This window comes from Roseovarius carneus (genome assembly GCF_020141465.1).
GTDB classification, from domain to species: domain Bacteria; phylum Pseudomonadota; class Alphaproteobacteria; order Rhodobacterales; family Rhodobacteraceae; genus Roseovarius; species Roseovarius carneus.
Genome location: NZ_JAHSPD010000001.1, coordinates 2,484,922 through 2,498,400, shown reverse-complemented (window position 1 = coordinate 2,498,400; position 13,479 = coordinate 2,484,922). Strand labels below are relative to the sequence as shown.

Here is a 13,479-nt window from a genome sequence, read left to right as displayed (position 1 = left end):
TTGTTTTTTCGGAGTATGGCCCGCGCGCTCCCCGCGTGCAATCAGGGGCGCAGACCTGCGCGGGCGGCGGCGCGATCAATGGCAGCGATGGTGGCGTCTGGATCAGCGTGATGGGGCATGTGGCCCACACCCTCTAGCATGGTCAGATTGGCGGTGCTGACCATCTCTGCGAACGGCCCTGAGTGGATCGAGAGCGGCACGGTCGTGTCCTCGGCCCCGTGGATGATCTCGATTGGCATTGTAAGCTCTGTGGCATAACGCTCTGACATCTCAACAATATAGGGGCGCAGGCCCAGAACCTGCTGACCATTGGCGCGCAGTGCGCTGCGCTGGATCGTGAGGCCCGCGCCAACATAATCTCCGTACCCCTCGGGGGGGCTTTGCGGCGGGAATATTTGCGCGAGGCCTTTGTTGATGCGGCTTTGCGGCACAAAGGCCGTGATCAAAGGAACCGCAGTTGCGCCACCAAGTGCAGAACCTGTGAGGTCGTAGAACGTGCCCAGATCACCGGGCCATGGCAGGGCCACGCCGCCCAGAAGGACCAGCGCTGCTGTCTCCTCTGCCGCGCTGAGGCCCCAGGCGAGGGCAACGGCCCCGCCGAAGCTGTGGCCCAGCACGATGGGGCGTTCCACGCCAAGCTGTGCGGCGGCAGCTTGCAAGAGGGCGGCCTGCTCCAGCGGCGGCTCGCCCTTGGCGCGGCCATATCCGCCATAGCCGGGCAGGCGGTCCGTGTAGCCAAGGCCGGGGCGATCAAACGCAATGACGCGGTAACGGTCCGACAGCCGCCCGGCCAGATCAAAGGTGAAGTCGCGCAGATTGCCGCTCGCCCCGTGCAGGAGGATCAGATCGGGGCCGGAGCCTTGGACCCACGCATGGACCTGCGTGCCGTCCACATCCAGAAGCTGCCCGATGGGCGGGTAGGTGGCACGCGCCTCGCGCTCGCGCTTTTCGGCAAGGCCCGCGCAGCCTGCGACGAATGCCAGCGCACCCAGTGCGGCCCATGTCATCTTGCGCGCCATGTCATACCTCTTGTGATCTGGCCTATTGTGATCCGGCCTCAGGCGGAAGCTAGGCCGATCTTGTCCATGTCAAAGGGCGTGGATTGGTAGATCTGGTTGATCCAGTTGCCATAAAGCAGATGCGCGTGGCTCCGCCAGCGGTTCTGCGGCGCGCGCGACGGATCATCGCCGGGATAGTAGTTGCAGGGCACGTTGATGGGCGTGCCCTCGGCCACGTCGCGATCATATTCTTGTTTGAGCGTATCGCTGTCATATTCCAGATGGTTAAAGATATAGAGCGCGCGGTGCGCAGGATCTTCGACCAGACAGGGCCCCACCTCGTCGGAGTGCAGAAGTGTGGACAGCCCGCCTGCGGCGTCAATCTCGGTCTGGCGCATCTCGGTCCAGCGGCTGACGGGGATCACGCAATCATCCGAGAATCCATTGAGAAACGGCGAGGCGGGGGCCATGTTGCGGTGCCGGAAACAGCCAAACGCCTTGGCCTCCAGAAGATGCTTTTGCACGCCGTGGAAATAGTTGATCATGGCCATCCCGCCCCAGCATACACCAAGCGTGGAATGCACATGGGATTGGGTCCAGTCAAAAACCTGCCGCAACTCATCCCAATAGGTCACATCGCCAAACTCCAGATGCTCGATCGGTGCGCCGGTGATGATCAGCCCGTCAAATTTCTCGTCGCTCTCGGCAATCTCGGTGAACGGGCGGTAAAAGCTTTCCATATGGGCGGCGGCGGTGTTGCGGGTCTGATGCTCGGACATGCGGATCAGGCTTAGCTCAATCTGAAGGGGCGTGGCCCCGATCAGCCGGGCAAACTGCGTCTCAGTCTGAATTTTCTTGGGCATCAGGTTCAAAAGGCCGATGCGCAGCGGGCGGATATCCTGTCGTGCCGCCAGATCCTCATCCAGCACGCTCACGCCCTCGCGCGTCAGCACGGCATAGGCGGGCAGCTTGGCAGGGATTTTGATGGGCATCGCTTTTCTTTCCGCTGGGAAGGGTCTATCTAGACCTGCGCGGCACGGCGTTCAATGGCCGTCGCGATCAGGGCCTCGAAGCTCGCGGCGTCATGCACTGCTGCCATCTCATCAGCGTGCACCGATACGCCCCAGGGCGCCATGGCGGCGTAGCGCGGCGCGCGGTGGGCCAGCGCGCGGGCATAGGTCCAGCGGATGAAGCTATCGGGGTCAACATCCCCTCCGTCGCAGCCCTTCTCCGCGAGGTATTCGGCCCATGCCGCCTCCAGAAACTCCGGCTGATACGCCATCGGCTTGGGCGCGCGATCAAAGCGGCGGATAAGCTCGGCTGTGTGCGCCTCGTCGCCCTCAAGGCGCACCAGAAGGCAGTGGGAGGCAAGCTCGGTTAGTAAGGGGTCGTTCGGGTCATTCCCGTCCACCCATTCGCAGATCGACCCGCCCGTGTCACATATGAAATGCGGATAGCCATAGAGCGCACCCGAGCGGGTGATGAAATGCGCGGTGTCGCGCAGCGCTGCAATCTCGGCGCTTCGGAATTCTTCCTGCCGGTGGCTATATGTCTCCATCGGCAGGCCGCCGCGCGCGGGGTCGCCGGGCTTGCCCAGATAGGTGGAGACGGGGGCGAGGTTGTCGAAGGTGATGTTGGAGCCGATATAGATCGAATCCGTCAACAGCAACTCGCGCAGGAACGGCACCTGCATCGCGTGGCGCTTGGCATTGTCGGCGATAAGTTCGCCCATGTAGCGTGTGCCAATCCGGTAATCGATGGAATAGTGAAACCACTCCCCGCCCGCGCGCAGCATGTTGGACACATGCGTCTTGCCGAGGCCGGACATGCCATAAAACAGCACCCGTTTATGCGGCGCGTCGCGCCATGCTTTTGCGGTGGGGTAGATCATCGGCGCGGCTCTCTGGCTTGGGTATCCCGTGGTAAGCGCGGGGGCCGCCCGCGTCAAATCCAATATGGCGCGGTAAATGCACCCACCGCAGAGCACCCAAGAAAAAGCCCCGCGCAGCGTATAGGCTGGCGGGGCCCTTTCGTCTCAGACGGTGTGGGCTTAGAAACGGAAGCCCATTTTCACACCGAACGCAATCGCGTCATTGCCCTCAAAACTGGAGCCTGCGCGCGATGTCACGGCGTCGCCAATCTCGATATATTTGACCCCGGCGGAGACGTCATAGGTCTCGGCGGAGTATTTCACGCCAAGCCCGTAGCTTACGAAGCCATCACGGCCCGAGAGGTTGCCGACGATATCGCCTTGATCCTCTTCATACCCGATGGTGAAGGAGCCAGCCCAGCTTTCGTTGAAGCGGTGGCCGACACCGATCTCATAGGTCCAGATATCAGACGGCTCGCTTGCGATTGGAGATGGGAAGAGTGCGAAATCGGCAGGTGCAATTTGGAACTCGGTCCATTCCTGCCAACGGGCGGACCCGAAAACGATGGTGTTTTGGGCAACGCCCGACTGAAGATGCAGCGTCGCAGCTTGCGGAATGGCCACTTTGAATGGGTTGCCTGCATTGTCGCGGAACTCATGCTCGATCTCGGATTCGTAGGTGAACGCGACCTTCAAGGCGATATCGGGAATCTCATACGCCGCACCGAGGACATACCCGGCCCGGTAATCGTTACCTACGGTCAGGGCGTAGTTACCGATAGCAGGGACGGAGACGTTGCCTTGCAGGCTCTGCACACGCAGGCCGCCATAGGCACTGAACCGGTCGTTAAACTGATACTTCACAAGGCCGGTCACGGCCATCGAATCGACGGTTGCTGTGCCGCCCTGAAAAAGGGCGCCGCCAGTGCCCGTCGCGGGATAGGACACATCCGCACCGACCATTTCCTGTACCAGCAAGGCCACGGTAATCTGATCACTCACCGCGCGTTTGTAGCCCAGATGGAAGGTTTGATAGCTCTCTTGGATGTTGGGTGTTGGGCCGCCCTGAACCGCCGATGTTGATCGGACACTTGGGCTGACATGTGTGGCCGAGAACTCGACGTAGTTGTCGCCATCCTCAAAGAGGATTTGCGAGCGGTCACCGTCGCGTTGGATGCCACCGGCGGTTGCAGCGCCGGCGATCAGGGTCAGTGCCGCGGCACTGCACAGGATATTCGATTTCATAATTACGCTCCTCCAAGAACTGAATCGCTTTTACGAAATAGCGTTTAGCCCACAAACATTTACGCAGCGTCACGGGCGGGACGGGGCCGTATGACGGGTGGTGCGTTACAAAAACGTCACATTCAGGGGCGTTTAGGCCTAGTGGCGGGCGGTTGGCGACCTTGGCGCAATGTGGAGTTGCGCTCTGCGCGCCCAAGATAAAGCCCGGCTCAGCGCATTTCTTGCGATCTCTTCGCCGATATCGCGGTATGTCACATCTGCGGAGATGTCATACCGCTCGGTCGTGTAGGTCACGCCCAGCCCATAGCTCACATATTCGTCACGCCCGGAAAACCGTTTACTGGAGTATCGTGATCTTGTTCATAGCCGAGGGTGAAGCGGCCAGTCCAGTTTTCGGTGAATCTCTCCCTGATGCCAATCTCGTAGGTCCAGATATTTGGTGCTTCGCTCGCGAATGGAAATAAGATACCGGGCAGAAGGCTAAAGAGTGTACGCCACCGCCGATTTCTGGGTCTCTGTGAGGTAGATATAGGCACCTCAGAGCGGCATGTCGCATTGCCAATATGGTATCGCCTCGCTATCAAAGTGGGATGACAGACACAGCCCACTCCCCAGATCGTATCGCCGAATTGCTCGTGCATGTCGGGCGTGCCGCGCGGTCCGAGGATGCGCGCGCAGACCTCACAGCCGTGCAATGGGCCTGCTTGCGGTTTTTCGCGCGCGCCAATGCGACCACGCGCACGCCTTCGGCCTTCGCCAGCTTTCAGGCTACGACACGTGGCACCGCATCACAGGTGATCAAGGCGCTTGAGATGCGCGGCCTGATCGCGCGCCGACCATCGCCCGTTGATGGACGCAGCGTGCGGTTTGATCTGACCGAAGCGGGGCGGCACCTTTTGAAAAGTGATCCGCTGGGCGCGCTGAGCGGGCTTCTGGGTGCTATGGGCGGGGTGGAGCGCGCGGCCTTTCTCGCAACCCTGTCGCGCCTTGCCTCGGGGCTGGCCGAGATCAAGAATGCACCGGCCTTCGGCACCTGCCGCGATTGCACGCATTTCGCGGGCTCGGGCGGGGCGGGATATTGCGCCTGCATGGACGCGGCCCTCGGGGCCGATGAAATCGACATGCTCTGCGCCAGCTATCGTGGCCCCAAAGGGGCACACCGGACCACACGGACTTCAGACGTAAATACACAAGGACAGACCCCATGACAGAGCGTGACACAGCCAGCCCAGGCCAGCAAAGCAGCGCAAGCGATATGCCCCGGATGATCGCCATCAGCAGCGGTAAGGGCGGTGTGGGCAAATCCACCGTCACCGCCAATATCGCCGTGGCGCTGGCGCAATCGGGCCTGCGCGTGGGGATTGTGGACGCCGATATCTATGGGCCGTCCATTCCCGGCATGCTGGGCATCGTGTCCGGTGGCAAGCCGCAGATGTCGCCCAATGGCAAGGTCACACCCTCGGAGGGGCACGGGGTCAAGGTCATGTCCATGGCCATGCTCAGCGACGATGATGCGCCCGCCATTTTGCGCGGGCCTATGGTGACGAAATACCTGCAAATGTTCGTGGGACAGGTGGATTGGGGCACGCTCGACCTTCTGCTCTTGGATCTGCCGCCTGGAACGGGGGATATTCAGCTGACCCTCGCGCAGGCCTTTCCCTTGTCCGGCGCCGTGGTGGTCAGCACGCCACAGGATGTCAGCCTCAAGATCGCGCGGCGCGGCTTGCGGATGATGGAGCAGGTCAAGGTGCCGATCCTCGGCGTGATCGAGAATATGAGCGGATTTACCTGCCCGACTTGCGGGACCGTGACGCATATCTTCCATGATGGTGGCGGGGAGGCGATTGCGCGCGAGCTGGGCGTGGCGTTTCTTGGCAAAGTGCCGCTCGATCCCGGTGTGGTGGATTCGGGCGATGCGGGCACGCCACTGGTGAAATCCGCGCCCGAAAGCCCTGCGTCCGAGGCTTACCGTAGCATCGCGGCGGCGCTTGCTGGGGTGAGCACAGCGGCGGGCATCGCCACGCCTTTTGCGTGGACGCTGGGCGACGATAGCGGCAAACCTGCCGCTGCTCCCGACGCTGCCCGCGATGGCACGCCGGACCGGCTTTTGTCGCTTGATCACGATGCGGCAGGGCTGGTGCTGGGCTGGGCCGATGGGCAGGTGCAACGCTTGGGCGTGCGCGATGTGCGGCTGGCCTGTCGTTGCGCCAAATGCCGCGATGAGGTGACGGGCAAACCGCTGCTTGATCCGCAGACCGTGCCTCTGGATATCAAGGTCACGCGGATTTGGAGCGTTGGGAACTACGCACTGGGATTTGCCTTCAGCGATGGCCACGACACCGGGATTTACACGTTCAAACAGCTGCATACGATGCAAGGCACGGAGGTCGAGGATGTCTGAGAGCACCACCCGACGGCGCATTCAGGCCCAAAGCTCTGCCAATGACGCGCAGGTGATGGGCTTCTTGTTGGACGCCGCCCTTCAGGAGGGCCCGCCCGCACGGTTTGAGGTGGGAGGCGCAGAACGGGACGCGCGCGCGCCTTTGCCTGATGCGCTTTTCGCCATTGGGGGGCTGTGCCATGTCGAAGTGTCCGGGGCCACGATCTGGGTGCGCAAGGAGGAGGGCGCGGACTGGGCCGCATTGAAACCCGCCATCGCCGCCGCGATCCGGCAGGTTCTGGACGCAAGCGGCGCGCCTTTGGGACGGGCCGCGCCGGTGGACCCGGATGCAGAGCTTTTGCGCGCGGTTGAGGAGCTTCTGGAGCGGCAAGTGAACCCCTCTGTTGCGGCCCATGGCGGGCATATCGCGGCAGAGCGTGTCTCGGGCGTGACGGTCTATTTGCGCATGTCGGGCGGCTGTCAGGGCTGTGCTGCGTCATCCGCCACCTTGCGCGAGGGTGTGGAGCGAATGCTGCGCGCGGCCTTGCCCGAAATTGGCGAAATCGTGGACCTGACCGATCACGAGGCGGGCAGCAATCCTTTCTATGAACGCGGCGGTGGTGCGTCGCCCATGGCGGGTGAGGTCGCCGGGAAGCCTGCATTCCACCGTCCCGTACCTCCGGGCGTGCTGAATTGGCAGGACGACCAGATCACCGTTGATCCCGATTTTCTCGCCCCGCGTCTGGGGCTAAGCCCCGAGGCCCTGCGCGCGGGCTTGCGCACGGGCGATGTTGTGGGGGTCACAGAGATGGGCAAGGGCGCGGATGCGGGCAAGACCCGGATCGTGCTGCGCAGCGCCACGCGGGCTTGGGCGGCGGAAGTGTTCACCGATGGCACCGCCCGCGAAATTCCACCGCCCCGCGCGGCGGGGGCTGCGGCCGGGCGCGAGGAGACGCTTGTGGCCGAGCTGCGCGCGCATCTTGAAGCCCTGCCCGAGGAGACGCCGCATATTTCCTATGGCGCGCTGGCCCGCGCGCTGGGGCATTGGGCACCGGGTTCGGTCACGTGGATCACGCGGGGCCTGGAGGCGACCATGCGCGAGGATGCCGCCGCCGGGCGCGCCCTGATCGCGGCCCGCGCGGTGAGCCGGACTGGCGATGGCCTGCCTGCACGGGGGTTCTTCGATCTTGCGCGCAGTCTCGGGATCGGGCCGCAGGAGGGCCAAAGCGAGGCGGAGTTTCATGCACGCGAGCTTGCGCGGCTGAGGCAGGGCAGCTCGGCTTGACGCGGAGGCCTGAGGTTACTCGCCTTCGGTCGGGTAATCCGCCTTGGTGCGGACCTTGCGGGTGGTGTCGTCATGCGGATCGAAACCTTGCGTGACAATCTCCTCAACGCGGCAATCCTCACACATGGCCAGCACGCTGAGCCGTTGTTCTCCATCCTCGCCTTGAAACATCCAGTGATCGGCGAGGCGAGATTGCACTCGCTCAATCCCTGAGCGCGTGGCGAAGGGCTTGTCGCACCGGGTGCAGCAAAAGGGCGGCTCTTCGTGCAGGATCTGGCGCGGGGTGTCCCATGCGGCGAAATCAAGCTGCGGCGTGAGGCTGATCGCATCTTCCGGACAGGTCGCGGCACACAGCCCGCATTGCACACAGGCACTTTGCGTAAAGCGCAACATCGGCGTCTCTGGATTGTCGAGAAGCGCGCCGGTGGGGCAGACCCCGGTGCAGGCCTGACAAAGCGTGCAGGCCTCGGGGTCCACGGCGATTTGGCCAAAGGGTGCACCCTTGGGCAGGGGCAGCACCTCAGCGGGCGTGGGTGCCGCGCGGTTCATCTCTGCAAAGGCCATAACCAAGAGGCCGCGCTTATCCGTGGGCGGCAGGAAGCCTGAGGGCGCCGCAAGCGCTTTGGCGCGGGGCAGGGCGTCCAGAGCCGCCTCCAGCGCATCAGGATCATCCGTTTCGATCAGCGTCACCGGCCCGTGGCCCTGCGCCTGCGCCACATCGGCCACAAGCGCCATTCCGGCGCGTAGGCCTTCCACGTCATGCAGCGGTTTGGCACGCCCCAGAAGGGCAACCGCGCCCGCGCCATAGGCAAAGGCGGCGGCGAGGATTTCCGGCCCGGCTTGCGTAATTTCATTGAGGCTCAGAGGGATCACATGCGCTGGCAGGCCGCGCCCGAAGCGCCCGGACGCCTCGATCAATGCCATGCCGTGATCGGCGTCATGCAGCAAGATCACGGGTGCCATCGTGCCGCCCGCCGCCTGCCAAGCCTGAAGCGCCGCGCGCAGCCTTTCAGCCACCGTGGCCACATCCGGCAGCGCATAGGACGCGGCCCCGGTGGGACACACGGCAGCGCATTGTCCGCAGCCTGCGCAGATCGCCAGACCAATCTCCACGCTGTCGCCGTTGGGCGCAATTGCGCCCGTGGGGCAAAGCGGTAGGCAACGGGTGCAGCCGGTGATGCCGTTGCGAGAATGGGCGCAGAGATCGGCGCGAAAATTGATGAAAATGGGCTTGTCGAACTCCCCGACCATCTGGCCCGCCTCGGAGATCAGCTTGGCCACGGCGCGCGGATCACGCGGGTCCGCCCGCATGTATCCGGGGCGCAGATCATGCGCGGCAAAGAGGGGTGTTCCCCCGGTGAGGTCAATGACGATATCCGCGCGCGAGGTGGCCCCATCACGCGCGGCCCCAAAGCTCAGCACATCACGCGACGAGGGCGACGGGACCGCATAGGCATCGACCGACAGCTCAAACGCGCCCAGATGCCCCGTAGCGGTTCGGATCTGCCCTTGCAGCACCGGAAAGCGGGTCTGGCGTGGGGGCGAGACCTTGGAACCGGGCTGGATCAGCACGGTGATATCAAGTTGCTCAGCAAGGGCCGTTGCGGCCTCGATCGCGGTCTCGTCCGTCCCGAGGATTAGGGTCACACCATTGCTCTCCAGCGTGGTGATGCCAAAGGGCGCAGGCGCAATGGAGGCGGCGGCGATCATCGCGGCCATTTTCGGGCCAGAGGTCTTGGCCTCGGCGGTCCAGCCTGCGGTCTCGCGGATATTGGCAAAGGCGAGCGGCACGTCGGGGGCTTCATCCGCCGCCACTTCGGAGAAAAGCGGCGCTTCTTGCGTGCAGGTGACGGTCACGGGCAAACCTTCGGCCAATGCCGCGCGGAAATGGTCCAGATTGGCGCGGCACAGCTGATTGACGGAGCCGCCCCCACCACAGCCCGCGCGCGCCAAAGAGGCCTCATCCAAGGCCATGGTCCCCTCGCAGGTGCAGGTCAGGATGGTGCGGGCTGGTGTCGCTTGGGTCATGGCTTTGTCTGTCCGATCAATCTTTGCGTCATGGCTTGCGGGTGCGGGGCTGCGTGCGTCTTTGCAGCGCCGCTCAAGTGCGCTACACTCCCCCCAAACCCAGCCTCTTGCAAGGATAAGCCGACGTGCTCGACGACCTTTCCGCGCCGCGTGCGCTGTTGCTGCCGCCCCCCTATACGCCACATTGGCTTGCCCAAGGGGATGCCCTGACCGAGGCCTGCCGCCTTGCGCCAGGGCATGGCGCGGGCACGCTGGTGTGGCACGCGAGCACATCTGCGGATCAACCGGGCCGCTTTGATTTCGCAGTGGTACTGGAGCCTGATACCCCTCTGGCCGAGGCGCGCAAAGTGTTTCTTCTGGGGATGCTGGCCTTGGGCGATGCGGTCGCGGTCCATTGCCCGCCGGAGCGGGCGGTTGGCTTCGGCTGGCCGGGGGAGCTGTTGCTGGATGCAGGGCGGCTGGGCGGTATGCGTCTTTGCGTGGCGCCTGATGCGGGTGAGGGGGATGTGCCTGACTGGATGGTGTTGGGGGTGGAGCTTATCGCGGACCGCGACACTTTGTCTGCACCGGGGGAGCGGCCAGACTCCGTGTCGCTGAAAGAGGAGGATTTCACCGATCCCCCCGCCATTCTGGAAAGTTTCGCGGCCTATATGATGCTGAATTTCGACCGTCAGACCCATGGCGGCTTTGCCCCCCTTGCCGCGCGCTACGCGGGCCAGTTGTCGCGCGCGGGCAGCGTGACAGAGGCGGGTGATTTTGAGGGCGCGGAGGGCGTATCACTTCTGAAAGACGCGCTTGAGCACAGCCATTGGCGCGACGCATTGGGGCCAAAACTGTGATCAGACTGCCCCGCACGATCCAGCTTGACCGCTCGGATAACGTCATCTTCGCACCCGCCGCCACGCCCGGCGAATGGGCGGTGACGGGCACGTTCCTTTTCGCGGGCCGTGACCCCGACACTCTGGACCGGAAGGCGCGGATCGCGTTCCGCTCGGGCTTGCTCGGGGTGTCGAGCTTTGGCTGGTCCACGCTGGTCACGGTGACGCTGGTGCCGCCCTCAGACCGCGACGCGGTGCTGCATATGCTTGCGGAACAACTGATGGCGCGGCTGGGCGCGCCAGATCTCGATGCGGCGCTGCCCGCCGCCGAAGAGGAGCTGAGCCTTGCCGAAGACCTCTGCCGGGGCCATGCGGAGGGCACGTTGATCGCGCTGCACCGCACTCATGGCGCGGACGGTATCCGCGAGCAGTTCCGCACCCTCAAGCCCCGTGACGAGACGGCGTTTTCGGCAGGCTATCTGGGCGGGCATGACAAGGCCTTTCACATGGTGGAAACCGATGAGGAGGAGGGCGAGGCGTTTGATCTTGCGTCCTTTGTGCAGGAGAAAAACGCATCATGAGAGAATTCTGGGTCGCCTCCGGCCACCACCTGACCGAGCTTGACGCCGCCGGGCGTATGCAGGTGACCGACGCCCTTATCCTTGCGTGGCTCGCGCGGCCCGAAATTGTGCCCCCACCCGAGGCCTGCGCCGCCGAGCGGGCACTGCATACGCGTCTTTTGGCAAGCCCGCGCGCGCCCGTGCCTGCGGTTGAGCGCGCCAATATGCAAGACGCCGATGCGCGCGAGAATTGGGACTTCCTGCTGACGTTGCGCGATACGCTTTTGGAGGCGGGCTCGATCGAGGCGGGGTATCTGGCGCTGGTGCGGGGGCGCGTGCGTCTGCCGCATCTCTTTTATGATCAGCTGGTGCAGCTTATCTTGCGTAATGCGCTTGAGGGCTGCGAGGATGTGCACACCCTGCGCGCCGCCGAGATGTTTTTCCGGCCCCAGCGCGCCTATCTTAACGAGGATGCGTTGATGCTGGCCGATGATGAGCTGGTGTCCGAGCTTGAGAGCGAGGTGAAAAGCAACCCGCTTGCCGCGATGATGGGGGGCGGGGTCGATACGCTGGACGTGCTCAACGCGGACAACGCATGGACCTATTGGAGCCGCTCCGATGCGCATACGATGGTGTTGCCCTTCGGGGCCGATCCAAAGGCGCGCGCGGGATTGGCCGATGCGGTGGCGTGTTTCGTGCAACACCTGCTAGGCCAACGCGTGCGCGTGACCCCGATGCGCACCGCCGAGGATGTGGATCTGAGTTGGTATGTCGGGCTCGACACAGCCGGGACGGCGCTTGGGAATGCGCTCTGGCAGGGCAAAGCGCCTGCCGCGTCGCTTGTGGGGCTCTTCACGCTGACGTTCGAGACATCGCAGGGGGTGCTGCCGGAGGTAGGCGCGCAGCCAGTCTATCTCCTGGTGGGTTTGGACGACAGCAACGTGATCCGCTTCAAGCCGCAAAACCTCGTGACGGGCCTGCCACTCATTGAAGATACTGGCGCTTTGCCCGCCGCGATGGGGAGCGCCTGATGCCGAGGGAGGTTCTCCGCGTGGCCGTGCTCGGCGTGTCGCACCCGCCTGCGAATAAATGGGCTGTGCGCTGCACCCGTCCTGCGGCGCTGATGGCGGATCTGCCGACGCTTAGCCCCGGCGCATTGATGGCTGAGGTGGGCGAGGTGCGGACCTATTACATGGGCGACCATGCAGTGGTGCTGCATTCGGGCGAGACGGCGCATTACATCGACAATCTGCGCGCCGCGCGCCCATCCATCTGGGTGTCATGCGATGGGGGGGCGGTGACGCTGGTGACGGCGGACCCTTATGAGGGTGAGGCGATGGCGAGCGACCCGGAGCGGCTGGTTGAGGCGCTGGACATGCCCGCCGCAATCGCGCGCCAGATCGAGGTGTTTATTGCTGCGCATCATGTGGGTGAGGTATTTCACAAACGCAAACGCGTGCCCGCCACATCGACCACGGACCAGCGTGCGCCGAGGATTCTGCCCGCCGAGGAAAAATGGACGGTGACGCGCGGCAAAGGCGCCTTGCCGCCGAAGGGCAAGATATGAGCGCCCCGGACGAGAGCGATGGCGGTTTTCTGAGCGCATGGTCGCGCCGGAAGCTTGCGGCGCGGCAGACGGAGGCGGAGCAGGCCGAGATAACTCCCGAGGAGCCTTTGGAAGAGGAAACCCTTTCAGAGGCGGGTGCAGCGGAGGGCGAGGAGCCGGACGCGGATCTGATTGCTTCTCTGCCGTCGCTCGATGAGATCACCGTCGGCTCCGACATCACACCTTTCATGGCGCGCGGTGTCCCTGCGCAAATGAAAAACGCGGCGCTGCGCAAGCTGTGGTCGGCCAGCCCTCTGGTGCGCGATTATGCGGACCCGGCGGTGGATTATGCGTGGGACTGGAACGCGCCGGGCGGTGTGCCGGGTGGCGGGGGTGTTTTGTCCGAACAGAGCGTGGCGAAGATGGTCAAGGACCTGATCGGAGGGCCTCAGGAGGACACGGTTGCCGAGACGCCTGTGGAGGATCAGACTGCCGAGGATGCGCCCGAGAGAGCGGGCGATGATCCCGTTGACGCGGCCCCCGATGCCCCCGCCGATACCCCTGCGCCTGTTGCCGTGCGGCGCAGCGATCCCGGCCAGACGCCCGCATCCTCCCCCGATTTGCCCGGTGCAGAGCGAAAGGCGACCGCTGCGCCCCAAGATCATGCCGCCCTTGCTCCGCCGCGCAGACATGGCGGCGCAATGCCCGAGTGAAACGGGCTTTTTCGTGCACCATAGTATCCGGTAATG

General features: G+C 64.0%; 13 protein-coding genes. 8 read left to right on the top strand and 5 right to left on the bottom strand.

What is annotated here, in order from left to right:
- Positions 1–41: 41 nt before the first annotated feature.
- From KUD11_RS12425 to KUD11_RS12410, 4 genes are all read right to left on the bottom strand, one after another.
- On the bottom strand, positions 42–1,019 hold the full coding sequence (locus tag KUD11_RS12425; protein ID WP_109384388.1) for an alpha/beta fold hydrolase: 978 nt from the start codon (positions 1,017–1,019) through the stop codon (positions 42–44).
- Between the two features lie 38 nt (positions 1,020–1,057).
- Complete coding sequence (locus KUD11_RS12420) at positions 1,058–1,990, bottom strand: homoserine O-succinyltransferase (RefSeq protein ID WP_109384389.1); 933 nt, start codon at positions 1,988–1,990, stop codon at positions 1,058–1,060.
- A gap of 29 nt (positions 1,991–2,019) precedes the next feature.
- Positions 2,020–2,889, bottom strand: coding sequence for an ATPase (locus KUD11_RS12415; protein ID WP_109384390.1), 870 nt, complete (start codon positions 2,887–2,889; stop codon positions 2,020–2,022).
- Between the two features lie 159 nt (positions 2,890–3,048).
- Positions 3,049–4,113, bottom strand: coding sequence for a hypothetical protein (locus KUD11_RS12410; RefSeq protein WP_109384391.1), 1,065 nt, complete (start codon positions 4,111–4,113; stop codon positions 3,049–3,051).
- A 590-nt stretch (positions 4,114–4,703) separates the two neighbouring features.
- Between KUD11_RS12410 and KUD11_RS12405 the strand changes: the two genes are divergently transcribed.
- The 3 genes from KUD11_RS12405 to KUD11_RS12390 are packed head-to-tail and all read left to right on the top strand — an operon-like array spanning position 4,704 to position 7,778.
- Positions 4,704–5,321 carry a MarR family transcriptional regulator gene (locus KUD11_RS12405; protein ID WP_109384392.1) on the top strand — a complete coding sequence of 206 codons (618 nt, stop codon included), beginning with the start codon at positions 4,704–4,706 and terminating at the stop codon, positions 5,319–5,321.
- Complete coding sequence (locus KUD11_RS15295; protein ID WP_219930170.1) at positions 5,318–6,514, top strand: P-loop NTPase; 1,197 nt, start codon at positions 5,318–5,320, stop codon at positions 6,512–6,514. Before KUD11_RS12405 ends, KUD11_RS15295 begins: the two co-directional genes overlap by 4 nt.
- The gene (locus KUD11_RS12390; RefSeq protein ID WP_109384393.1) at positions 6,507–7,778 is read left to right on the top strand and encodes a DUF6522 family protein; all 1,272 of its coding nucleotides are present in this window, start codon (positions 6,507–6,509) and stop codon (positions 7,776–7,778) included. Before KUD11_RS15295 ends, KUD11_RS12390 begins: the two co-directional genes overlap by 8 nt.
- A gap of 15 nt (positions 7,779–7,793) precedes the next feature.
- On the opposite strand, the gene KUD11_RS12385 is transcribed toward KUD11_RS12390, so the two are convergent.
- A complete protein-coding gene (locus tag KUD11_RS12385; RefSeq protein WP_109384394.1) occupies positions 7,794–9,806 on the bottom strand; it encodes a 4Fe-4S binding protein in 2,013 nt (670 codons plus the stop codon).
- A gap of 125 nt (positions 9,807–9,931) precedes the next feature.
- Here KUD11_RS12385 and KUD11_RS12380 point away from each other — a divergent pair, with 125 nt between their 5' ends.
- Genes KUD11_RS12380 through KUD11_RS12360 form a run of 5 tightly spaced genes read left to right on the top strand, consistent with a single transcriptional unit; the run spans position 9,932 to position 13,443 of the window.
- Positions 9,932–10,645 carry a biotin/lipoate--protein ligase family protein gene (locus KUD11_RS12380; RefSeq protein ID WP_109384395.1) on the top strand — a complete coding sequence of 238 codons (714 nt, stop codon included), beginning with the start codon at positions 9,932–9,934 and terminating at the stop codon, positions 10,643–10,645.
- Positions 10,642–11,205, top strand: coding sequence for a DUF6505 family protein (locus KUD11_RS12375; RefSeq protein WP_109384396.1), 564 nt, complete (start codon positions 10,642–10,644; stop codon positions 11,203–11,205). The genes KUD11_RS12380 and KUD11_RS12375 overlap by 4 nt, the downstream gene beginning before the upstream one ends.
- Positions 11,202–12,215 carry a DUF6352 family protein gene (locus tag KUD11_RS12370; protein WP_109384397.1) on the top strand — a complete coding sequence of 338 codons (1,014 nt, stop codon included), beginning with the start codon at positions 11,202–11,204 and terminating at the stop codon, positions 12,213–12,215. The genes KUD11_RS12375 and KUD11_RS12370 overlap by 4 nt, the downstream gene beginning before the upstream one ends.
- Positions 12,215–12,751, top strand: coding sequence for a DUF3305 domain-containing protein (locus KUD11_RS12365; protein ID WP_109384398.1), 537 nt, complete (start codon positions 12,215–12,217; stop codon positions 12,749–12,751). The genes KUD11_RS12370 and KUD11_RS12365 overlap by 1 nt, the downstream gene beginning before the upstream one ends.
- Positions 12,748–13,443, top strand: coding sequence for a DUF3306 domain-containing protein (locus KUD11_RS12360; protein WP_181375247.1), 696 nt, complete (start codon positions 12,748–12,750; stop codon positions 13,441–13,443). Before KUD11_RS12365 ends, KUD11_RS12360 begins: the two co-directional genes overlap by 4 nt.
- The last annotated feature ends 36 nt before the right edge of the window (positions 13,444–13,479 follow it).